Annotated in this window: 24 protein-coding genes; 22 read left to right on the top strand and 2 right to left on the bottom strand. The window is 69.7% G+C overall.

Features of this window, described 5'->3' with window-relative positions; translation table 11 throughout:
- The first annotated feature begins 4 nt into the window (after positions 1-4).
- The 14 genes from WKC72_RS17895 (at position 5) to WKC72_RS17960 (ending at position 11,464) form a co-directional block, all read left to right on the top strand.
- Positions 5-1,948: an acyl-CoA dehydrogenase family protein gene (locus tag WKC72_RS17895; protein ID WP_370183727.1), complete on the top strand. Its 1,944-nt coding sequence runs from the start codon at positions 5-7 to the stop codon at positions 1,946-1,948.
- A 111-nt stretch (positions 1,949-2,059) separates the two neighbouring features.
- Positions 2,060-3,121 carry a putative zinc-binding metallopeptidase gene (locus WKC72_RS17900; protein ID WP_370183729.1) on the top strand — a complete coding sequence of 354 codons (1,062 nt, stop codon included), beginning with the start codon at positions 2,060-2,062 and terminating at the stop codon, positions 3,119-3,121.
- Between the two features lie 106 nt (positions 3,122-3,227).
- Positions 3,228-4,550 (top strand): histidinol dehydrogenase, encoded by a 1,323-nt coding sequence (gene hisD, locus WKC72_RS17905; RefSeq protein WP_037237488.1) that lies wholly within the window; start codon positions 3,228-3,230, stop codon positions 4,548-4,550.
- Positions 4,547-5,689, top strand: coding sequence for a histidinol-phosphate transaminase (locus WKC72_RS17910; RefSeq protein ID WP_037237486.1), 1,143 nt, complete (start codon positions 4,547-4,549; stop codon positions 5,687-5,689). Before hisD ends, WKC72_RS17910 begins: the two co-directional genes overlap by 4 nt.
- Positions 5,686-6,300, top strand: a complete 615-nt coding sequence (gene hisB, locus WKC72_RS17915) for an imidazoleglycerol-phosphate dehydratase HisB (RefSeq protein WP_005247522.1) — start codon at positions 5,686-5,688, stop codon at positions 6,298-6,300. The genes WKC72_RS17910 and hisB overlap by 4 nt, the downstream gene beginning before the upstream one ends.
- 13 nt (positions 6,301-6,313) lie before the next feature.
- Complete coding sequence (locus tag WKC72_RS17920; protein WP_007297398.1) at positions 6,314-6,466, top strand: hypothetical protein; 153 nt, start codon at positions 6,314-6,316, stop codon at positions 6,464-6,466.
- Positions 6,466-7,647, top strand: coding sequence for an MFS transporter (locus WKC72_RS17925; RefSeq protein ID WP_112299696.1), 1,182 nt, complete (start codon positions 6,466-6,468; stop codon positions 7,645-7,647). Before WKC72_RS17920 ends, WKC72_RS17925 begins: the two co-directional genes overlap by 1 nt.
- A gap of 9 nt (positions 7,648-7,656) precedes the next feature.
- Positions 7,657-8,292, top strand: coding sequence for an imidazole glycerol phosphate synthase subunit HisH (hisH, locus tag WKC72_RS17930; protein ID WP_037237479.1), 636 nt, complete (start codon positions 7,657-7,659; stop codon positions 8,290-8,292).
- On the top strand, positions 8,289-8,546 hold the full coding sequence (locus WKC72_RS17935; protein ID WP_005247513.1) for a membrane protein: 258 nt from the start codon (positions 8,289-8,291) through the stop codon (positions 8,544-8,546). Before hisH ends, WKC72_RS17935 begins: the two co-directional genes overlap by 4 nt.
- Before the next feature lie 19 nt (positions 8,547-8,565).
- Positions 8,566-9,300, top strand: coding sequence for a bifunctional 1-(5-phosphoribosyl)-5-((5-phosphoribosylamino)methylideneamino)imidazole-4-carboxamide isomerase/phosphoribosylanthranilate isomerase PriA (priA, locus tag WKC72_RS17940; RefSeq protein ID WP_005247511.1), 735 nt, complete (start codon positions 8,566-8,568; stop codon positions 9,298-9,300).
- A gap of 9 nt (positions 9,301-9,309) precedes the next feature.
- A complete protein-coding gene (locus WKC72_RS17945) occupies positions 9,310-10,143 on the top strand; it encodes an inositol monophosphatase family protein (RefSeq protein ID WP_037237477.1) in 834 nt (277 codons plus the stop codon).
- Positions 10,140-10,913: an imidazole glycerol phosphate synthase subunit HisF gene (gene hisF / locus WKC72_RS17950; protein WP_005247506.1), complete on the top strand. Its 774-nt coding sequence runs from the start codon at positions 10,140-10,142 to the stop codon at positions 10,911-10,913. Before WKC72_RS17945 ends, hisF begins: the two co-directional genes overlap by 4 nt.
- On the top strand, positions 10,910-11,254 hold the full coding sequence (gene hisI, locus WKC72_RS17955) for a phosphoribosyl-AMP cyclohydrolase (protein ID WP_370183737.1): 345 nt from the start codon (positions 10,910-10,912) through the stop codon (positions 11,252-11,254). Before hisF ends, hisI begins: the two co-directional genes overlap by 4 nt.
- A 30-nt stretch (positions 11,255-11,284) precedes the next feature.
- On the top strand, positions 11,285-11,464 hold the full coding sequence (locus tag WKC72_RS17960; protein WP_005260336.1) for a 2-hydroxymuconate tautomerase family protein: 180 nt from the start codon (positions 11,285-11,287) through the stop codon (positions 11,462-11,464).
- 6 nt (positions 11,465-11,470) lie between these two features.
- Here the strand turns inward: WKC72_RS17960 and WKC72_RS17965 are convergent, their stop codons facing one another.
- Positions 11,471-11,980 (bottom strand): MarR family winged helix-turn-helix transcriptional regulator, encoded by a 510-nt coding sequence (locus WKC72_RS17965; RefSeq protein WP_037237468.1) that lies wholly within the window; start codon positions 11,978-11,980, stop codon positions 11,471-11,473.
- A gap of 178 nt (positions 11,981-12,158) precedes the next feature.
- Here WKC72_RS17965 and WKC72_RS17970 point away from each other — a divergent pair, with 178 nt between their 5' ends.
- Positions 12,159-12,938 carry a dioxygenase gene (locus WKC72_RS17970; protein ID WP_370183740.1) on the top strand — a complete coding sequence of 260 codons (780 nt, stop codon included), beginning with the start codon at positions 12,159-12,161 and terminating at the stop codon, positions 12,936-12,938.
- Here the strand turns inward: WKC72_RS17970 and WKC72_RS17975 are convergent.
- Positions 12,926-13,390, bottom strand: a complete 465-nt coding sequence (locus tag WKC72_RS17975; RefSeq protein ID WP_037237464.1) for a peroxiredoxin — start codon at positions 13,388-13,390, stop codon at positions 12,926-12,928. The genes WKC72_RS17970 and WKC72_RS17975 overlap by 13 nt on opposite strands.
- Positions 13,391-13,449: 59 nt before the next feature.
- On the opposite strand from WKC72_RS17975, the gene WKC72_RS17980 reads away from it, so the two are divergent.
- The 7 genes from WKC72_RS17980 (at position 13,450) to WKC72_RS18010 (ending at position 20,699) form a co-directional block, all read left to right on the top strand.
- Complete coding sequence (locus WKC72_RS17980; RefSeq protein WP_112300754.1) at positions 13,450-15,036, top strand: anthranilate synthase component I; 1,587 nt, start codon at positions 13,450-13,452, stop codon at positions 15,034-15,036.
- Complete coding sequence (locus WKC72_RS17985) at positions 15,033-15,737, top strand: TIGR02234 family membrane protein (RefSeq protein WP_037237462.1); 705 nt, start codon at positions 15,033-15,035, stop codon at positions 15,735-15,737. Before WKC72_RS17980 ends, WKC72_RS17985 begins: the two co-directional genes overlap by 4 nt.
- Before the next feature lie 86 nt (positions 15,738-15,823).
- On the top strand, positions 15,824-16,633 hold the full coding sequence (gene trpC / locus WKC72_RS17990) for an indole-3-glycerol phosphate synthase TrpC (RefSeq protein ID WP_370183742.1): 810 nt from the start codon (positions 15,824-15,826) through the stop codon (positions 16,631-16,633).
- A gap of 62 nt (positions 16,634-16,695) precedes the next feature.
- Positions 16,696-18,015 carry a tryptophan synthase subunit beta gene (trpB, locus tag WKC72_RS17995; protein ID WP_370183745.1) on the top strand — a complete coding sequence of 440 codons (1,320 nt, stop codon included), beginning with the start codon at positions 16,696-16,698 and terminating at the stop codon, positions 18,013-18,015.
- A complete protein-coding gene (gene trpA, locus WKC72_RS18000; protein ID WP_005247486.1) occupies positions 18,012-18,815 on the top strand; it encodes a tryptophan synthase subunit alpha in 804 nt (267 codons plus the stop codon). The genes trpB and trpA overlap by 4 nt, the downstream gene beginning before the upstream one ends.
- On the top strand, positions 18,812-19,870 hold the full coding sequence (lgt, locus tag WKC72_RS18005) for a prolipoprotein diacylglyceryl transferase (RefSeq protein ID WP_037237460.1): 1,059 nt from the start codon (positions 18,812-18,814) through the stop codon (positions 19,868-19,870). The genes trpA and lgt overlap by 4 nt, the downstream gene beginning before the upstream one ends.
- Positions 19,863-20,699 (top strand): TM2 domain-containing protein, encoded by an 837-nt coding sequence (locus WKC72_RS18010; RefSeq protein ID WP_081792552.1) that lies wholly within the window; start codon positions 19,863-19,865, stop codon positions 20,697-20,699. Before lgt ends, WKC72_RS18010 begins: the two co-directional genes overlap by 8 nt.
- Positions 20,700-20,890: the final 191 nt, after the last annotated feature.

The following is a 20,890-nucleotide window of genomic DNA, read 5'->3' on the forward strand; positions in this document are numbered from 1 at the left end:
CGTCATGGTCGACACCTCAGCTCCGAAGGTCACCGAGGAAGAAGCACGAGCGGTCGCGGAGGAGGCGAGGGAATCCGGCTGGGACAAACCCTCGTTCGCGAAAGAACTGTTTCTGGGACGGTTCCGGCTGGATCTGGTTCATCCCTTCCCCCGCCCGGCTACCGAGGACGCCGCCAAGGCCGAGGAATTCCTCATCCGCCTCCGCGCCTACTGCGAGGAGATGGACGGCAGCATCATCGAATCCCAGTCGCGCATTCCCGACGAATACGTCCGCGGCCTCGCCGACCTCGGCTGCTTCGGCCTGAAGATCTCGGAGGAGTACGGCGGCCTCGGACTCTCGCAGGTCGCGTACAACCGGGCCTTGATGCTCGTCGCGTCGGTGCATCCGAGCCTGGGCGCGCTGCTGTCGGCTCACCAGTCGATCGGCGTCCCCGAACCGCTCAAGCTGGCCGGCACCCCCGAGCAGAAGCGGGAGTTCCTGCCGCGCTGTGCCCGCGGCGCCATCTCGGCGTTCCTCCTCACCGAACCCGACGTCGGTTCCGACCCCGCGCGGCTGGCGTCCTCCGCGACCCCCATCGAGGGCGGTGCCGCGTACGAACTGGACGGCGTGAAGCTGTGGACGACCAACGGCGTCGTCGCGGAACTGCTCGTCGTCATGGCCCGGGTACCCAAGAGCGAAGGCCACCGCGGCGGCATCTCCGCGTTCGTCGTCGAGGCGGACACCCCGGGCATCACCGTCGAACGGCGCAACGCGTTCATGGGGCTGCGGGGGATCGAGAACGGCGTCACCCGCATGTACAAGGTCCGCGTTCCCCGCGAGAACCTGATCGGCCGGGAGGGCGACGGACTCAAGATCGCGCTCACCACCCTCAACGCCGGCAGGCTGGCGATCCCGGCGATGTGCGCCGGGGCGGGGAAGTGGTCGCTGAAGATCGCCCGCGAATGGTCCGGGGTACGCGTCCAGTGGGGCAAGCCCATCGCCGAGCACACGGCCGTCGCCAACAAGCTGTCGTTCATGGCCGCGACCACCTATGCCCTCGAAGCGGTGGTGGACCTGTCGGCGCAGATGAACGACGAGGGCCGCAACGACATCCGGATCGAGGCCGCGCTCGCCAAGCTGTGGTCGTCCGAGATGGCCTGCGTCATCTCCGACGAGCTGATCCAGGTCCGCGGCGGTCGCGGATACGAGACGGCGGCGTCGCTGGCCGCCCGCGGTGAACGCGCGGTGCCGGTGGAGCAGCTGGACCGCGACCTGCGCATCAACCGGATTTTCGAGGGTTCGAGCGAGATCATGCGCCTGCTCGTCGCCCGCGAGGCCGTGGACGCGCACCTCACGGCGGCGGGCGATCTCGCGGACCCGCACGCCGACACCGGCGCGAAGGCCCGCGCGGCCGCCAAGGCGAGTGGTTTCTACGCGAAGTGGCTGCCGCAACTCGTGGCAGGCAAGGGGCAGGTGCCGACGTCGTACAGCGAATTCGGCGTCCTGGCCAAGCACCTGCGGTTCGTCGAACGGCACTCCCGCAAGCTGGCCCGCTCCACGTTCTACGGGATGGCCCGGTGGCAGGCGGCGCTGGAGAAGCAGCAGGGCTTCCTCGGCCGGGTCGTGGACATCGGCGCCGAACTGTTCGCGATGTCCGCGACGTGTGTCAAGGCGGAGATGCAGCGCGAGGAGAACGAGGCCGAGGGCGCGGCCGCCTACGAACTCGCCGACGTGTTCTGCCGGCAGGCGGCCCTGCGCGTCGAGAAGCTGTTCGACGGTCTGTGGCACAACACCGACGACGTGGACAAGCAGGTCGCGCACTCGATCCTCGAGGGGCGGTATGCGTGGCTGGAGCGTGGCGTGGTCGACCCCAGTGAAGGCACCGGTCCGTGGATCACCGAGTGGACCCCCGGCGCGTCCACCGAGGAGAACCTGGCGAGGAGGTTCCTGCACTCCACCCGCCTCTAGGCCGTCCGGTTCCCCGCGTCTCCTCGGCGGTACCCTCCGAGGAGACGCGCACACCAGCGTGGCACCCGCCTGCGTTCTCGGACGCGGGCGGGACGAGCCGAGGGAACACCAGTGCGCAGCTTCATGTGTCGTAAATGCGGCCAACGACTGTCGTTCGAGAACAGTCTCTGCCTGAAATGTGACAGCGCTCTGGGATTCCACCTGCCGAGCCGGTCCATCGTCGTCCTCGACGGCCCGGACCGCGCGGTGGTGGACGGCGAGACCTGGGTGCGGTGCGCGAATGCCGCCGCGGCGAAGTGCAACTGGCTCGTCCGGAAAGACGACGTCCAGAACCTGTGCACGTCGTGCCGGTTGACGCGGACGCGTCCCGCGGACGGCGACGACCAGGGTATGGCCGCGTTCGCGACCGCCGAGACCAACAAGAGGCGGGTCGTTCTCGAACTCGACGAGCTCGGTCTCCCGATCGTCCCCAAGTTCGAGGACCCGGGCGCCGGGCTGGCCTTCGACCTGCTGTCGAGCGCGCGGACCCCGGTGGTGACCGGGCACGCCGGCGGGGTGATCACCCTCGACCTGGCCGAGGGCGACGACGTGCACCGGGAGCAGCTGCGCGTCGAGATGGACGAGCCCTATCGCACGCTCGTCGGCCATTTCCGGCACGAGATCGGGCACTACTACCAGTTGATGCTGATCCGGGGCGACGCCGAGCGCGCCCGCTTCGAGGACCTGTTCGGGGATCCGGCCCTCGACTACCAGGCCGCGCTGAGACGTCACTACAGCGAGGGCGCGCCGAAGGGCTGGGGCCGGCTCTACGTGTCGTCCTACGCCACGATGCACCCCGCCGAGGACTGGGCGGAGACCTTCGCGCACTACCTCCACATCCGCGACGCCCTCGACACCGCGGCAGCCTTCGCGATGGCGCCCGCCGGAGCGACGACGAGCAGCGAACTCAGTGGTGACGTGGGGTTCGACCAGATCATCGACTGGTGGCTGCCGCTGTCGTGGGCGCTGAACCAGATGAACAGGTCGATGGGCCACCACGACCTGTATCCGTTCGTGCTTCCCGCCGCGGTGCTGGAGAAGATGCGGTTCATCCACTCGCTGATCCAGCCCGCCCCGGTGTGGGACGAGCCGGCACTCGTGTCGACGGAAACCCGGTCGGCCGCCGACCGGTGAAAACGGGGTGCGCCTATCCTGGATAATCGGTGTCGAGCCCTGTTCTCCACAGAACGGGCCGCTCGTCCGAGACACCGTGTCCCGACAGTCGCAGAGAGGACCTCTCATGCTCGCCCGCACCGACCTTCGTGGTCGTACCCCTTCCACGGCCGAACTTCGCGCCGCACTTCCTCGAGGTGGAGTGGATGTGGACGCGGTCCTGCATCAGGTTCGCCCCGTCGTGGAGGCGGTCCGTGAGCGCGGCGCCGACGCGGCGCTCGAATTCAGCGAGAAGTTCGACGGCGTCCGTCCCGCGCAGGTGCGGGTGCCGCAGTCCGAGTTGGACCGCGCGCTCGGCGAACTCGATCCGGCCGTCCGCGCCGCCCTCGAGGTTGCGATCGAACGGACCCGCAAGGTCCACGCCGACCAGCGTCGCACCGACACCACCACCGAGGTCGTCCCGGGCGGCACTGTCACCGAACGGTGGGTGCCCGTCGACCGCGTCGGGCTGTACGTTCCCGGCGGCAACGCCGTCTACCCGTCCAGCGTCGTGATGAACGTGGTGCCCGCTCAGGCCGCCGGTGTCCGGTCGCTCGTGGTGGCGTCGCCGCCGCAGTCCGAGTTCGGTGGTCTGCCCCACCCGACCATCCTCGCCGCAGCGGCCCTGCTGGGCGTCGAGGAGGTGTGGGCCGTCGGCGGCGGTCAGGCCGTCGCCCTCCTCACCTACGGCGGCACCGACACGAATGGCGCCGAACTCGCCCCGGTCGACCTCATCACCGGCCCCGGCAACATCTACGTCACCGCCGCCAAGCGCCTCTGCCGCGGCCTCGTCGGCATCGACGCCGAGGCGGGCCCCACCGAGATCGCAATCCTCGCCGACCACACGGCCGACCCGGTGCACGTCGCGGCGGACATGATCAGCCAGGCCGAGCACGACGTGATGGCCGCGAGCGTGCTCGTCACGTCCAGCGTCGAACTCGCCGACGCCGTCGACACGGCGCTGGCCGCGCAGCTCGAGATCACCAAGCACAAGGAGCGCGTCACCGCCGCGCTGTCCGGCACGCAGTCGGGCACCGTCCTCGTCTCCGACGTCGAGGCCGGACTGCGGGTGGTCAACGCGTATGCCGCCGAGCACCTCGAGATCCAGACCGAGAACGCCACCGCCGTCGCCGCGAAGGTGACCAGTGCGGGCGCGGTGTTCGTCGGCCCGTGGGCGCCGGTCAGCCTCGGCGACTACTGCGCAGGGTCCAACCACGTCCTGCCCACGGCGGGTTGCGCCCGGCACTCCTCGGGGCTGAGCGTGCAGACGTTCCTGCGCGGCATCCATGTGGTCGACTACTCCGAATCCGCGCTGAAGGAGGTCTCCGGCCACGTCATCACCCTCGCGAACGCCGAGGACCTGCCCGCACACGGTGAGGCCGTGAGGCTGCGGTTCGAGGCGCTGCGGTGACCGCGGCGAACGTGCCGGGCTCGTCGATCGGGGTGGATGCCCTGCCGATCCGGGAGAATCTGCGCGGCAAATCGGCGTACGGGGCGCCGCAGCTGACCGTCCCGGTTCAGCTGAACACCAACGAGAACCCGCACCCGCCCACGAAGGCGCTCGTCGACGACGTCGCGGAATCCGTGCGGGAGGCCGCGCGGGAACTGCACCGTTACCCGGACCGTGACGCGGTGGCGCTGCGCACCGACCTCGCCGCCTACCTCGTCCGCCAGACGGGGGTGCCGGTGACGGTCGACAACGTGTGGGCGGCCAACGGCTCCAACGAGATCCTGCAGCAGCTGCTGCAGGCGTTCGGCGGTCCCGGTCGCAGTGCGATGGGCTTCGTGCCGTCGTACTCGATGCACCCGATCATCGCGGACGGCACCGAAACCGAGTGGCTGCCGATCTTCCGGCGTGCCGACTTCGCGCTCGACGTGGACGCCGCGACCGCGGCGATCGCCGAGCGCAGGCCCGACGTCGTGTTCGTCACCAGCCCCAACAACCCGACCGGGCACAGCGTCGGCATCGCGGAACTGCGGCGGGTCCTCGACGCCGCACCGGGGATCGTGATCGTCGACGAGGCGTACGCCGAATTCTCCGACGCGCCGAGCGCCCTGACGTTGATCGACGAATACCCGTCGAAGCTGGTGGTGTCGCGGACGATGAGCAAGGCGTTCGCGTTCGCCGGCGGCCGGCTCGGATACCTGGCGGCCGCACCGGCATTCATCGAGGCGCTGCTCCTGGTCCGGCTGCCGTACCACCTGTCGGTGGTCACGCAGGCCGCTGCCCGCGCGGCGCTGCGGCACGCGAACGAGACGCTCGCCAGCGTGCACGCTCTCGCCGCCGAGCGGGTGCGGGTGTCGAAGGCGTTGGCTGACACGGGTTTCCGCGTCATCCCCAGCGACGCGAACTTCATCCTGTTCGGTGAGTTCACCGACAGTGCCCGCGCCTGGCAGGCCTACCTCGACCGCGGAGTGCTCATCCGGGACGTCGGGATCCCCGGCTACCTGCGCGCCACCGTCGGGCTGGCCTCCGAGAACGACGCCTTCATCGTGGCGAGCGACGACATCGCCGCCACCGAACTCACCAGCTCAGGAGACCGAGGATGACCGACCGCATCGCCCGCGTGGAGCGCACCACCAAGGAATCCAGCATCACCGTCGAACTGAACCTCGACGGCACCGGCATCGTCGACGTCTCCACCGGGGTCCCGTTCTTCGATCACATGCTGACCGCGCTCGGCTCCCACGCGAGTTTCGACCTCACCGTCCACGCGAAGGGCGACATCGAGATCGAGGCACACCACACGGTGGAGGACACGTCGATCGTGCTCGGTCAGGCGCTCGGTCAGGCGCTCGGCGACAAGAAGGGCATCCGCCGGTTCGGTGACGCGTTCATCCCCATGGACGAGACGCTCGCCCACGCGTCGGTCGACGTGTCCGGGCGCCCGTACTGCGTTCACACCGGCGAACCGGAACACCTGCTGCACGCCGTCATCGGCGGCTACCCGGGCGTGCCGTACGCGACGGTGATCAACCGGCACGTGTTCGAGTCGATCGCGCTCAACGCGCGCATCGCCCTGCACGTGCGCGTCCTCTACGGGCGCGATCAGCACCACATCACCGAGGCCGAGTTCAAGGCCGTCGCCCGGGCACTGCGCGAGGCCGTCGAACCGGATCCCCGCGTCACGGGTGTGCCGTCCACCAAGGGCAGCCTGTGATCCGGGCGCATTCGTGAGTGTCGTCCTCGTCTACGTCCTGTTCATCGCCGCGGGGATCGCGGCGGGCGGCGCGTACTCCATGTGGAAGTTCAACAAACTGGCCTCGGGCGTGCTGCTGGCACTGGCGGTGCTGGCAGCCGTGGCAGGCGTTCTCAGGTTGATGTAGTGCCCGTCGCTGTGGAGCCGCGCCGCGGCCTGCTCCGCACCCGCGGCATGCCCGCCGCGATGGTGATGGGCGCGGCGGCGTTCGGCGGCTGGGCGGTGCTGCTGCCCGTGGTGCCGCTGATCGTCTCCCTGTCCGGTGGCTCGGACACGCTCGCCGGCAGCGTGACGGCCGTGTTCATGGCCGCGACCGTCGTCACCCAACTCGGTGTGCCCCGGCTCCTGCGCAGGTGGGGGCATCGCTGGGTGCTCGCCGCCGGCTGCATGCTGCTCGGGCCGCCGTCGCTGCTCCTCCTCCTGTCGACCGAGGCGATCCCGGTGCTGGCCGTGTCGGCCGTCCGGGGATCGGGATTCGGCATGCTCACCGTCGCCAGTAGTGCGCTGGTCGCCGAACTCGTTCCCCGCGAGATGCTCGGCCGGGCGACGGGTGCGCAGGGAATCGCGGTGGCCGCCGCGCAGATGGTCGGTCTGCCCGCGGGGCTCGCGATCATGCAGCACTGGTCCGCGACCCCCGTCTTCGTGATCGGTGCCCTCATTCCCGCCCTCGCGGTGCTTGCGATCACGCGGCTCCCCGCGATCCACGCTCCCGCGGACCGCACGTCGCAGGGCCGCATCCCGCTCGCCGTCCTACTCACGCCGTGGCTCGCGATCGCGATCTCCGCAGCCGCATTCGGCGGCCTCTCCAGCCTGCTGCCGATCGCGATCTCGGAACGGGCCTCGCTCGCCGGGGTGATCCTCGCCGTCTCGAGCGGTGCGACGCTGATCGGGCGATACGCCGCCGGAACGTTCTCCGACCGGCTGGGCGTGGGTCGCGCCCTGGTTCCCGCCCTGGCGTTCGTGTGCCTCGGCCTGGTGTTGTTCGCCGTCGCCGCGGCGACGAGTGCGCCGGTGCCGCTGCTGGTGGGTGCGGCCCTGGCTTTCGGATTCGGCTTCGGCGCGGTGCAGAACGAATCCCTCGTCATGATCTTCACCGCCGCGGGACCAACCCGATTCGGCTCGGCGAGCGCCGGATGGAACATCGGGTTCGACGCCGGAACCGGGTTCGGTTCCCTCGCGCTCGGAGCCGTCGCGTCGGCGGCCGGGTACTCCTGGGTGTTCGCGGTCGCGGCGACCGCGGTCGCGGTGGTCCCGGCCGCCGGGATGGTCGTCGGCCGCGCCCTCGGGCGTCGTGCAGCCGCCGGATAAGGTTGTGGCATGACCGTCTCCACGATTGCCGTCCTCGACTACGGCTCCGGCAACCTGCATTCGGCCACCCGCGCTCTGGCCCGGACCGGCGCGCGCGTCGAGGTCACATCCGATCACAAGGTCGCACTCGCGGCCGACGGTCTGGTCGTTCCCGGCGTCGGAGCCTTCGCCGCGTGCATGGAGGGACTCCGCGCCGTCCGAGGCGAGCGGATCATCGGTCAGCGTCTGGCCGGCGGACGACCGGTCCTCGGGATCTGCGTCGGCATGCAGATCCTCTTCGACCGCGGGGTCGAGTTCGGCGTCGAGGCGGAAGGCTGCGGCGAATGGCCCGGCACCGTCGAACGGCTCCAGGCCGAGGTGCTGCCGCACATGGGCTGGAACACCGTCGAGGCTCCGGCGGGCAGCACGCTGTTCGCGGGCATCGATCCCGGCACCCGGTTCTACTTCGTCCACTCGTACGCGGCCCAGAGCTGGGACATGCCGCCGTCCGAGCGGCTCGCGCCTCCGCTGCTCACGTGGGCCGACCACGGCGGCAAGTTCCTCGCCGCCGTCGAGAACGGCGCGCTGTCCGCCACCCAGTTCCACCCCGAGAAGTCGGGCGACGCGGGCGCGGAGCTGCTCCGGAACTGGGTCAACAGTCTGTGACCGAACCCGGGGACGGGCGCGGTGACCTGTCGATCGGCAGGCTCGCGGTGTACGCGATGGGCGCCGCCACGGCGGTGCTGGTACTTGCCACCGCGATCATTCTGGTGGTGAAACCGGGCCCCGTCCTCGGGCTGATCGTCGGACTGCTCGGTGTCGCAGGCGCGATCGCGGCCATGGGCTACGTGTCGAAACGCATGACCCGCAACGCCTACGGTCCCGATCCCGAGGACCCGGAGCCGGGTTCCGACCGCTGAGCGACTAGGGTTGTCGCACGTGAGCCTGGTCCTTTTGCCTGCTGTAGATGTCGTCAACGGTGAAGCTGTTCGCCTCGTCCAGGGGGAGGCGGGAAGCGAGACCGGATACGGCTCGCCTCGTGATGCCGCCCTCGCATGGCAGAACGACGGCGCCGAGTGGGTCCACATCGTCGACCTCGACGCCGCGTTCGGTCGCGGCTCGAACCGTGAACTCCTCGCCGACGTGGTGGGCGAGCTCGACGTCCAGGTGGAACTGTCCGGTGGGATCCGCGACGACGCGTCGCTCGAGGCCGCACTGGCCACGGGCTGCGGACGCGTCAACCTCGGTACCGCCGCCATCGAGAACCCCGAGTGGTGTGCCCGCGCCATCGCCAAGTACGGCGAGAAGATCGCCGTCGGTCTCGACGTGCGCCTCGTCGACGGTGAATACCAGCTCCGCGGGCGCGGCTGGGTCACCGAGGGCGGAAACCTGTGGGAGACCCTCGCCCGGCTCGACAAGGACGGCTGCTCACGGTATGTCGTCACCGACGTGAGCAAGGACGGCACCCTGACCGGCCCCAATCTCGAACTCCTCGCGCAGGTCTGCGCGGCCACCGACGCCCCCGTCGTGGCCTCGGGCGGCGTGTCCACCATCGACGACCTCCGGGCGATCGCCGGACTCGTCGATCAGGGGGTCGAGGGATCCATCGTCGGCAAGGCGCTGTACGCGGGGCGGTTCACCCTCCCCGAGGCGCTCGCCGCGGTCTCGGGCTGAGTTCCCGCCATGACCCTGTCCCGTGATCCCCGGGAGCTCCTCGCCGTCGCCAGTGATCTGCTCGACGGAGTGCACGACCGGTTCGTCTCGGGCGTGGGTGCGCCCAGCGCCGTCCACAAGGGTCCCGACGACTTCGCGACCGCCGTCGACCTCGAACTCGAGAAGCGGCTGACCGGCGAATTGCGCGACCGCACCGGCATCGACGTCCACGGCGAGGAGTTCGGCGGCCCCGATCTGGGCAGCGGACCCGTCTGGGTGCTCGACCCCATCGACGGCACGTTCAACTACTCGGCCGGCCTGCCCACGGCGGGCACGCTGCTCGCGCTCCTCGACGACGGGGTCCCCGTTCTCGGTCTCACGTGGCTGCCGCTCGTCGGGCGGCGGTATGCGGCCGTCGCGGACGGCCCGCTGCTCGAAGGTGGCACGCCGCTGCCTGCGCTCGGTCGCACGTCGCTGGCGTCGTCGATCGTGGGCCTGGGCGCACTGAACATCGACAGTCGCGGGCGCATCCCCGGCGCGTACCGGCTGCAGGTCCTCGCGCAGCTCAGCCGGGTGTCCTCGCGGATCCGGATCCACGGGTCCACCGGCGTCGACCTCGCGTTCACCGCGGCCGGAATACTCGGTGGCGCGGTCGTGTTCGGCCACAATGCGTGGGACAACGCCGCCGGTGTCGCGCTGGTACGCGCCGCGGGCGGTGTGGTGACGGATCTGGGCGGCAAGCCCTGGACCGTCACGTCCGACTCGGTGCTCGCCGGAGCGCCCGGAGTGCACGGCGAAATTCTCGATATCCTCGGATCACTGGGTGATCCTCGTTCCGAGCCTTCAGGAGGGCGTACGCAATGACTCTGGCGGTTCGAGTGATCCCGTGTCTGGACGTCGATGCGGGACGCGTCGTCAAGGGCGTCAACTTCGAGAACCTGCGGGACGCGGGTGACCCCGTCGAGCTGGCTGCCGCATACGACGCCCAGGGAGCCGACGAGCTCACGTTCCTCGACGTCACCGCGTCCACCGCGGACCGGGGCACCATGCTCGACGTGGTGAGCCGGACGGCGGAGCAGGTCTTCATCCCGCTCACGGTCGGCGGCGGTGTCCGCACCGTCGAGGACGTCGACCGGTTGCTGCGCGCCGGCGCCGACAAGGTGAGCGTCAACACCGCGGCGATCGCCCGGCCCGAGTTGCTCCGCGAACTCAGCGAACGCTTCGGCTCCCAGTGCATCGTGCTGTCGGTCGATGCGCGCACCGTGCCGCAGGGGCAGCCGGACACCCCGTCGGGGTGGGAGGTCACGACTCACGGCGGCAAGCGTGGCACCGGTATCGACGCGGTGGAGTGGGCGGTCCGCGGCGCCGAACTGGGCGTCGGGGAGATCCTGCTCAACTCGATGGACGCGGACGGCACGAAGGCCGGTTTCGACCTGCCGATGATCCGGGCGGTGCGCGCCGCCGTGCACGTGCCGGTGATCGCCAGCGGGGGAGCGGGCGCCGTCGAGCACTTCGCGCCCGCGGTCGGCGCCGGCGCGGACGCCGTCCTGGCAGCCAGTGTCTTCCACTTCGGCGACATGACGATCGGCGACGTGAAGAAGTCCATGCGTGAAGAAGGGATCACCGTCCGATGAGTCTCGACCCCGCCATCGCGTCCCGCCTCAAGCGCAACGAGGCGGGACTGTTCAGTGCCGTCGCGCAGGAGCGGTCGACGGGCGACGTTCTGATGGTGGCGTGGATGGACGACGAGGCCCTCGCGCGCACCATCGACACCCGCAAGGGCACGTACTACTCCCGGTCCCGTCAGCAGTATTGGGTGAAGGGCGAGACGTCCGGCCACACGCAGTACGTCCACGAGGTGCGGCTCGACTGCGACGGCGACAGCGTGCTGCTCGTCGTCGATCAGGAGGGGGCGGCGTGCCACACGGGCACGCACACCTGCTTCGACACCGACGTTCTTCTCGCCGCCGAGTAGGGAGCCTCGACGCTCGGGCAGAATGCTCGCATGCCATTGATTCAGATCAGTCAGACACCGGGGCTCACCGCGGAGCAGAAGCGCGCGACGATCGAGGCCGTCACGCAGGCTTACGCCGATGCGACGGGCAAGGATCCCGCGAAGGTGTGGGTGACGATCACCGAGGTCCCGCGCGACAGCTGGGGTGTCGGCGGGACGCCGCTGGGGTGAGTGCTGTCAGGCTCGGCCGGTTCCCGACGCGATGCTCTTGTCGAGTTGGGTGAGCATGGCGCCGGACAGTTCGGACAGCTGACGGACCTGTTCGGCGGACAGTCCGTCGAAGATCAGGGACCGGACGGATTCGACGTGCGGGGGTGCGGCCTCGACGACCTTGGCCATGCCTTCGTCCGTGAGGACGGCGTCGGAGCCGCGGCTGCCGCGGATGCTCTCGCGGCGTACCCAGCCGGCTTTTTCCATCTTGGTGACGACGTGGGACAGCCGGGACAGTGACGCGTTGGCGCGCTGGGCGAGCAGGGACAGTTGCAGGCGCCGGTTCGCTTCGCCGGACAGTGAGGCGAGGACGAAGTACTCGAAGTGGGTGAGTGCGGAGTCGCGTTGGAGCTGGGTGTCGAGTGCGGCGGGGAGCCGGGTGACCAGGGCGATGAGGGTGAGCCAGGCCTCCTGCTGCTCTGCGTCGAGCCATCGGGTGCCGGGCTCGGCCGACTTGCCTTCGTCGTTACCACTCATCAGTGGTGTCCTCCATCCGTACGTCGATCCACGCGTGCAGCGTGTCCAACATAGTTAGCACGTCGCGGACCGGATCGTGTCCGGGGAATAGTTGCCGCGCCCCCGGGTTGACTCCTATAGTAACTTGAAGGTTCAACGTTGAGAGTTCAATGCTGGATCTCGATCCGAAGGAGTCGCGATGACCGCCACCATGCCCGCACTGTTCCTCAGCCATGGTGCGCCTCCGCTGGTCGACAGTGAACTGTGGGTCGCGCAGCTGGCGAAGTGGGCGGGCGACCTGCCGCGGCCGAAGGCCATCCTGATGGTGTCGGCACATTGGGAATCCGCGCCGCTCACGATCGGATCCACCACCACCGGCACGCCCCTGGTCTACGACTTCGGGGGCTTCCCCGAACGCTTCTACCGGACCACGTACGAGTCGCCCGGCGCCCCCGGACTCGCGGCGCAGGTCGCGGCCCTGATGCCGGACGACGAGACCGTGTCGCATCAGCCGCACCGCGGCCTCGACCACGGCGCCTACGTGCCGTTGACGGTCATGTACCCCGACGCCGACATCCCGGTCCTCCAGATCTCGCTGCCCACGCTCGACCCGCAGCGACTGCTGCACCTCGGTGAGCGGCTGCGTCCCCTGCGCGAGCAGGGTGTGCTGATCGTCGGTTCCGGATTCACCACCCACGGGCTGCCGTTCCTGCGCGACCCGTCACCCGACGCGAAGGCACCCGGCTGGTCGTCGGAGTTCGACGCCTGGGCGGACGAGCGGCTCGCCGCGGGCGACGTCGATTCGCTCGTCGACTTCCGCTCGCGCGCGCCGGGCATGCCGTACGCCCACCCGACGATCGAGCACTTCGCGCCGCTGTTCGTCACGCTGGGCGCCTCGAGCGATCCCGAGCAGATTCCCCGGCAGGTGATCGACGGTTTCTGGATGGGGCTGGCCAAACGGTCGATTCAGGTGGACTGACGCGTCCGGAGGAAGGCGAGCGCCTGATCGCCGTGCGTGTTGGCGCGGAACTCGCTCGAGATGACCTCGAGCACGGTGCGGTCGGTGTCGATGACGAACGTCGACCGCTTGACGGGGGCGAGCTTGCCGAGCAGTCCGCGGCGGACCCCGAACTTCTCCGCGACGGCTCCGTCGGTGTCCGACAGCAGCGGGTAGTCGAACGACTGCGCCTGCGCGAATGACGCCTGCTTCTCCACCGCGTCGGTGCTGATCCCGGCGCGGGACGCGCCCACCGCGGAGAACTCGATGCCGAGGTCACGGAAATGGCAGGCCTCGGCGGTGCAGACCGGCGTCGACGCCGCAGGGTAGAAGAACAGCACCAGAGGGCCGTCCTCGAGGAGGCTCGACAGCGATCGCGCGATGCCGTCCTGATCGGGCAGGGTGAATTCCGGTGCGAGCTGACCTGGCTTCATGAGAGCCGAGGCTACCCGCGCACGCAGACACGACGAGTGCGCCTGGGATGATGGTCGGCATGCACGGCGAGCCCACCACGATTTCCGCACCCGAGTCCGCCGCAACCCCGGCCGACGGCGGGTCCGACTCGACCACCACGCGCGAGCAGTTCCACGCTCTCGCCGCCGAACACCGGGTGGTCCCGGTGACGCGCAAGGTGCTGGCTGACGCGGAAACTCCGCTGTCGGCGTACACCAAGCTGGCGGCGAACCGGCCGGGGACCTTCCTGCTCGAGTCGGCGGAGAACGGCCGATCGTGGTCGCGATGGTCGTTCATCGGCGCGGGCAGCCCCGCCGCGCTCACCGTCGTCGACGGTGAGGCCGCGTGGTACGGCAACGTCCCCGCGGGTGTCCCGTCCGGCGGCGATCCGATCGCGGCCCTCGGCCAGACGCTGGAACTGCTCCGCACCGAGCGGCTGCCCGACCTGCCGCCGCTGACCGGCGGCATGGTCGGCTTCCTCGGATACGACGCGGTGCGCCGGATCGAGCGGATCGGCGAGCACGCCACCGACGATCTGCAGATCCCCGAGATGGTCATGTTGCTGGCGACGGACCTCGCTGCCGTCGACCACCACGAGGGCGCCATCACGCTGATCGCCAACGCCGTGAACTGGGACGGCACCGACGAACGCGTCGACGAAGCCTACGACTCCGCGGTCGAGCGGCTGGACCGGATGACGCACGCCCTGTCGGCCCCGGCGTCGTCCACCGTGTCCACGTTCGCGAAGCCCGCCCCCGACTACCGGCGTCAGCGCACCACCGAAGGTTTCGGCGCCGACGTGCAGAAGCTCGTGGGAGACATCGAGGCGGGCGAGGCGTTCCAGGTCGTGCTGTCGCAGCGCTTCGAGATCGACTGCACGGCGGACCCGATCGACGTCTACCGGATGCTGCGCGCCTCCAATCCCAGCCCGTACATGTACCTGCTCAACGTGCCGAACGGCGACGGCGAGACCGCGTTCTCGATCGTCGGTTCGAGCCCGGAGGCCCTGGTGACCGTGTCGGAAGGCGTCGCCACCACGCACCCGATCGCGGGAACCCGGTGGCGAGGGCACACCGAGGAGGAGGACATCCTGCTCGAGAAGGACCTGCTCGCCGACGAGAAGGAGAACGCGGAGCACCTGATGCTCGTGGATCTGGGCCGCAACGACCTCGGGCGCGTGTGCGAACCGGGCACCGTGAAGGTTCACGACTACCGCCACATCGAGCGGTACAGCCACGTGATGCATCTCGTCTCCACCGTCACCGGTCACCTCGCGGACGGCAAGCAGGCCCTGGACGCCGTCACCGCGTGCTTCCCGGCGGGCACCCTGTCGGGCGCGCCGAAGGTCCGGGCGATGCAGCTGATCGAGGAACTCGAGCCCACGCGCCGGGGCATCTACGGCGGCATCATCGGGTACCTCGACTTCGCCGGCGACGCCGACACGGCCATCGCGATCCGGACGGCGCTGATCAAGGACGGCATCGGGTACGTCCAGGCGGGTGCGGGCGTCGTCGCCGACTCGAACCCCGAATACGAGGACACCGAGGCGCGGAACAAGGCGATGGCGGTGCTCAGCGCGATCGCGGCGGCACACACGCTGAAGACCCTGGGAGGCGACACGCAGTGAGTGACGCGTCGGAGACGGCCCGGGAACCCGGGCGGGCGGGACGTCGCCGGTCGATGATCTCGGTGCTGCTGCTCGCCGTCGCCGCGCTGTGCCTGTGGGGTGCCTCCCGGATGACGTGGGTGGAGGTCACCTCCTCCGACGGGCTCGGCGAGGAGCGCACGTCCGCGCTCGTCGGCGGCACGTGGGCCGCGGCGCTCACGCCGCTGGCGCTGACCCTGGTCGCCGCGATCGCCGCGTCGTTCGCCGTGAAGGGCTGGGCGCTGCGGGTGCTCGGTGTGCTCGTCGCGGTCGTGGCCGTCGCGGCCGCGGTCCCCGCCGTGGGGTTGATCGTGTCCGGCGCCTCCGACGACGAGGCGGGCCGGCTGGCCGAGTTGCCGGGCCGCGCCGAGGTCCAGTCGGTGTCCGTGCACGTCGGCCCCGCCGTTCTCGCGCTGGTGGGCGCGTTGGCGGCGCTCGCCGCCGCGGTGGAACTCGTCCGCCGTCCGCGCGTGCGGGCCGGGCTCTCCTCCAAGTACGACAGCCCCGGTGCGCGACGTGATGCGGCGAAGAAGACCGGCGCCGATTCGGCCGAGGGTCCCGTCACCCAGCGCATGCTCTGGGACGCCCTGGACGCCGGGGAGGACCCGACGGTGGAAGACAAGAAAGCCGAACCTGTCGACCAAGTTGACGGACCGGACAAAGACCCGGGGACCCGAACGTAAACAGAATCAGAGTGCCATCTAGGCTGACTTCACCCCTGATGATGTTCCTCACATCGGGTTTCTGCCCAGAAAGGACTCGGGCCACGATGACCGTTCTCGACTCGATTCTCGACGGGGTGCGCGCCGACGTCGCCGCCCGCGAAGCCGTCCTTGACTTCGCCGCAGTCAAGGCTGCCGCCGCCGCCGCACCGCCGGCCCTCGATGCCGCGGCCGCCCTGCTCGAGCCGGGCATCGGAGTCATCGCCGAGGTCAAGCGCGCGAGCCCCTCGAAGGGCGCGCTCGCCGACATCACCGACCCCGCCGAGTTGGCCGCCGCGTACCAGGCCGGTGGGGCCCGCATGATCAGCGTGCTCACCGAGGAGCGGCGGTTCCAGGGGTCCCTCGCGGACCTCGACGCCGTCCGCCGCGCGGTGAGCATCCCGATCCTCCGCAAGGACTTCATCGTCGGGCCGTATCAGATCCACGAGGCCCGCGCGCACGGCGCCGACGTCGTGCTGCTCATCGTCGCCGCCCTCGAACAGGACGCGCTCGCGTCGCTGATCGACCGCACGGAGTCGCTGGGCATGACGGCCCTCGTCGAGGTCCACACCGAGGAAGAGGCCAACCGGGCGCTCGAGGCGGGCGCCAAGGTGATCGGTGTCAACGCCCGCAACCTCAAGACGCTCGAGGTCGACAAGAACACGTTCGGCGAGATCGCTCCCGGGCTGCCCACCGAGATCATCAAGATCGCCGAGTCCGGTGTGCGCGGCACGGCCGACCTGCTGGCCTACGCCGGTGCGGGAGCCGACGCGGTGCTGGTCGGCGAAGGCCTCGTCACCAGCGGGGATCCGCGCAAGGCGGTCGCCGATCTGGTCAACGCCGGGGCTCACCCGTCCTGCCCCAAGCCGTCACGCTGACGCTGCGTCGGCGGAGCTGACCCGGACGGCGGCGGAACCCGGCGTTGGGGCAGACTGGTCCTGTGACTTCACGTAATCAGGAAACCGTCTTCAAGGGTGGCAATCTGCCGACTGCCAGCGCCGGAATCGCCGAGCGCACGACGCACGACCCCGACGCCGGAGGACACTTCGGCGTGTACGGCGGACGGCACGTGCCCGAGGCCCTGATGGCAGTGATCGAGGAGGTCACCGCCGAGTACGAGAAGGCCCGCGCCGACGACGCGTTCCTGAACGAACTCGATCGTCTCCAGCGCGACTACACCGGCCGTCCGTCCCCGATCTTCGAGGCGAAACGGATGAGCGAGTTCGCCGGTGGGGCGCGGCTCATCCTCAAGCGCGAAGACCTCAACCACACCGGCTCGCACAAGATCAACAACGTGCTCGGTCAGGTGCTGCTCGCCAAGCGCATGGGCAAGACCCGCATCATCGCGGAGACCGGCGCCGGCCAGCACGGTGTGGCGACCGCGACCGCCTGTGCGCTCCTCGGCCTCGAATGCGTCATCTACATGGGTGCCGTCGACACCGAGCGGCAGGCGCTGAACGTCGCCCGCATGCGGTTGCTGGGTTCCTCGGTGGTGTCGGTCGAGTCGGGGTCGAGGACCCTGAAGGACGCCATCAACGAGGCGCTGCGCGACTGGGTCACCAACGCCCACAACACGTACTACTGCTTCGGCACCGCTGCCGGGCCGCACCCGTTCCCGACCATCGTCCGCGACTTCCAGCGCGTCGTCGGTCTGGAGGCGCGTGCCCAGGTGCAGGCGCTGACGGGCCGGCTGCCCGACGCGGTGACGGCGTGCGTCGGCGGCGGTTCCAACGCCATCGGCATCTTCCACGCGTTCCTCGACGACCCGGCCGTGCGGCTGGTCGGCTACGAGGCCGCCGGTGACGGCGTCGAGACCGGGCGGCACGCCGCCACGTTCGCGGCGGGCACCCCGGGCGCGTTCCAGGGCGCGTACTCGTACCTGCTGCAGGACGAGGACGGCCAGACCATCGAGTCGCACTCGATCTCCGCGGGCCTCGACTACCCCGGTGTCGGACCGGAGCACGCACTCCTCAAGGACATCGGCCGCGCCACCTACGAGCCGGTCACCGACACGGAGGCGATGGACGCGCTGCGTCTGCTGTCCGAGCGGGAGGGCATCATCCCGGCCATCGAGTCCGCCCACGCCGTCGCCGGGTCGCTGCGACTGGGCCGCGAACTGGGGGAGGGCGCGATCATCGTCATCAGCCTGTCCGGGCGCGGCGACAAGGACATGGACACCGCCGCCAAGTGGTTCGGACTGTTCGATCCCGACGACTCGACCGAGTCCACCACGACTGACAAGGAAGGTTCGGCCAAGTGAGCGAACGACTCTCGCGCCTCGCCCCGACGTTCGCGCAGTGCCGCGAGGAGAAGCGCGCCGCGCTCGTCGGGTACCTCCCCGCCGGTTTCCCGACCGTGCAGGAGTCCATCGACGTGTTCAAGGCGATGGTCGAATCCGGTTGCGACATCGTCGAGGTCGGCATCGCCTACTCCGACCCGGTGATGGACGGACCCACCATCCAGGCGGCGGCCGAGACGGCGCTGCGGAACGGTGTCCGGGTGCGTGACGTGTTCACCGTCGTCGAGGCGATCGCCTCCGTCGGCGGCAAGGCCGTCGTGATGACCTACTGGAATCCGGTCCTGCAGTACGGGGTCGACAAGTTCTCCCGCGACCTGGCGAGCGCGGGCGGCCTCGGGCTGATCACGCCCAACCTCATCCCCGAGGAGGCCGGCGAGTGGATCGCCGCGTCGAAGGAACACGACCTCGACCGGATCTTCCTCGTGGCGCCGTCGTCGACCGAGGAACGCCTCGCGATGACACTCGACGCCAGCAGCGGCTTCGTGTACGCCGCGTCCACGATGGGTGTCACCGGCGCCCGTGACGCGGTGTCGTCGATGGCACCCGAGCTGACGGCCCGCATCCGCGCCCACTCGGACATTCCGGTGGGTGTCGGACTGGGTGTCCGCTCCGGCGCGCAGGCCGCCGAGATCGCCGCGTACGCCGATGCGGTCATCGTCGGATCCGCGCTGGTCACGGCCGCGGAGAGCGGTCTGGACGCCGTGCGCTCGCTCACGAAGGAACTCGCCGAGGGCGTTCGCTCCGCTACCGTGGCGTCGTGACTTCCACTGTGGACGTACTGGCCTACATTCCGAGTCCACCCCAAGGTGTCTGGTATGTCGGACCGGTGGCCCTGCGCGCGTACGCGCTGTTCATCATCGTCGGGATCGTCGTCGCGATCGTGTGGGGTGACCGTCGCTGGGTCGCCCGCGGCGGCGAGAAGGGCACGGTCCTCGACATCGCCATCTGGGCGGTGCCGTTCGGCCTGATCGGCGGCCGTCTCTACCACGTGATGACCGACTGGCCGACGTACTTCGGGGAAGGCGGCGACCCCGTCGACGCCCTGAAGGTGTGGCAGGGCGGCCTCGGCATCTGGGGCGCCGTGGCGCTCGGCGGCGTCGGAGCCTGGATCGGTTGTCGTCGCCGCGGCATCCCGCTGCCTGCGCTCGGCGACGCGGTCGCGCCCGCGATCCTGCTGGCGCAGGCGATCGGCCGGCTCGGAAACTACTTCAACCAGGAACTCTACGGTCGCGAGACCGACGTGCCGTGGGGGCTCGAGATCTTCGAGCGGCGCAACGACCTGGGCCAGGTGTCACCGCAGCTGATCGACGGGGTGTCCACCGGCGAGGTCGCGTTCGTGGTGCATCCGACGTTCCTGTACGAGGCGCTGTGGAACGTACTGATCGTCCTCCTGCTCGTGTGGGTCGATCGCCGCTTCCGCATCGGTCACGGCCGACTCTTCGCCCTGTACGTGGCCGGTTACTGCGCCGGCCGCTTCTGGATCGAACTGATGCGCAGCGATCACGCGAGCCTCATCGCCGGTGTCCGCGTGAACTCGTTCACGTCCGCCCTGGTGTTCGTCGCGGCCCTGGTGTACTTCTTCGCCGCGACGAAGGGCCGTGAGGACCCGGCCGAATTGCGGCCTGCAGACGGCGAACCGGTCGACAGCGAGACCACGGAGAAGGAGCCCGAGAAGAACGTCGAGGACGGGAACGAGGGCAAGGACGAGGGCGCGTCGGAGCCGGTATCGGACGACAAGGCCGCGAGTACTGCGAGTGCCGGCGGCGAGGCGGGCACGAAGCCCATCGACAGCAAGAAGGATGACGCGAATGACTGAACCGGGGAAAGCATCCGACGATTCCGGCAAGGGTGCATCCGAGGACGCACACAAGGTCGATCTGGGGAAGAGCAGCGACGGCACCGAGAACAGCACCGAGTCGAGCCCGCCGCCCGAGTTCGGCTCACCCTTCGACTACGACGCCACCGCCGAGGCCTCGCTGTCCCAGCCGCCGGCCACGTCGGACGCGACGCCGTCACCGGGTTCGTCCGGCACCGGACCGGGCTGGGACACCTACTCCGGTGTCGGTAACGGCCCGGGCTGGGGGTCGACGCCCATCTACCCGTCGCCGAGTGGAACCGAGCCGACGGCCCCGCTCCCGAACGTCGGCGAGCCGACCGCGCCCTACACCGGCTACGAGAAGCCCCAGCAGCAACCGGACGGTCCCACCTACGGCGCACCCGACCCCAACTACGGCGCGCAGTACGGGGCGGCTCCGCAGTCGCCGCAGGACTACCAGCAGCCCGGGTATCAGCAGCCGGGGTACGGGCAGCAGCAGGGGTACCCCCAGCAGGGGTTCCCGCCGCCCGGATACGCCCCCGCCGGCTACAACGCGTACGCCGATCCGTCGGCGCCGTTCGGCAGGCATCCGCTGACGGGTGAGCCGTACTCGGACAAGTCCAAGCTGACCGCAGGCCTGCTGCAGATCTTCCTCGGCGGTTTCGGAGTCGGGCGGTTCTACCTGAACCAGCCCGGCATCGCCGTGGCTCAGATCGCCGTCACGTGGCTCACCTGTGGAATCGGCGGAATCTGGCCGCTGGTCGACGGCATCATGATGCTGACCGGGAGCGTGAAGGACAAGTACGGACGACCCCTGCGGGAGCAGTGACGATCCCCGACCGAACTGTGGCCCGTGTTGCTGATGCGACACGGGCCACAGTGCTTTCCGGGGCCGGATTCGGCATATCTCGCGGGGTATCGGTCCTGGTAAGCTGAGCGCGCCGGGTGTATGTCCGGTAACAACCTTCACGGGCCGAAGCTGTCCCGGTAGACCCCCGAAAAGCAGTTAGCGCCCGTCGT

It is taken from the genome of Rhodococcus wratislaviensis (assembly GCF_041228765.1).
Lineage (GTDB): Bacteria > Actinomycetota > Actinomycetes > Mycobacteriales > Mycobacteriaceae > Rhodococcus_F > Rhodococcus_F wratislaviensis.

What these genes read in the sequence shown, in the direction of transcription:
- WKC72_RS17895 (WP_370183727.1), top strand. Translation starts at nt 5, where the DNA reads ATGGTCGACACCTCAGCTCCGAAGGTCACCGAGGAAGAAGCACGAGCG.
- hisD (WP_037237488.1), top strand. Translation starts at nt 3,228, where the DNA reads ATGCTCGCCCGCACCGACCTTCGTGGTCGTACCCCTTCCACGGCCGAA.
- hisB (WP_005247522.1), top strand. Translation starts at nt 5,686, where the DNA reads ATGACCGACCGCATCGCCCGCGTGGAGCGCACCACCAAGGAATCCAGC.
- hisH (WP_037237479.1), top strand. Translation starts at nt 7,657, where the DNA reads ATGACCGTCTCCACGATTGCCGTCCTCGACTACGGCTCCGGCAACCTG.
- WKC72_RS17945 (WP_037237477.1), top strand. Translation starts at nt 9,310, where the DNA reads ATGACCCTGTCCCGTGATCCCCGGGAGCTCCTCGCCGTCGCCAGTGAT.
- hisF (WP_005247506.1), top strand. Translation starts at nt 10,140, where the DNA reads ATGACTCTGGCGGTTCGAGTGATCCCGTGTCTGGACGTCGATGCGGGA.
- hisI (WP_370183737.1), top strand. Translation starts at nt 10,910, where the DNA reads ATGAGTCTCGACCCCGCCATCGCGTCCCGCCTCAAGCGCAACGAGGCG.
- WKC72_RS17960 (WP_005260336.1), top strand. Translation starts at nt 11,285, where the DNA reads ATGCCATTGATTCAGATCAGTCAGACACCGGGGCTCACCGCGGAGCAG.
- WKC72_RS17965 (WP_037237468.1), bottom strand. Translation starts at nt 11,980, where the DNA reads ATGAGTGGTAACGACGAAGGCAAGTCGGCCGAGCCCGGCACCCGATGG.
- WKC72_RS17970 (WP_370183740.1), top strand. Translation starts at nt 12,159, where the DNA reads ATGACCGCCACCATGCCCGCACTGTTCCTCAGCCATGGTGCGCCTCCG.
- WKC72_RS17975 (WP_037237464.1), bottom strand. Translation starts at nt 13,390, where the DNA reads ATGAAGCCAGGTCAGCTCGCACCGGAATTCACCCTGCCCGATCAGGAC.
- WKC72_RS17980 (WP_112300754.1), top strand. Translation starts at nt 13,450, where the DNA reads ATGCACGGCGAGCCCACCACGATTTCCGCACCCGAGTCCGCCGCAACC.
- trpC (WP_370183742.1), top strand. Translation starts at nt 15,824, where the DNA reads ATGACCGTTCTCGACTCGATTCTCGACGGGGTGCGCGCCGACGTCGCC.
- WKC72_RS18010 (WP_081792552.1), top strand. Translation starts at nt 19,863, where the DNA reads ATGACTGAACCGGGGAAAGCATCCGACGATTCCGGCAAGGGTGCATCC.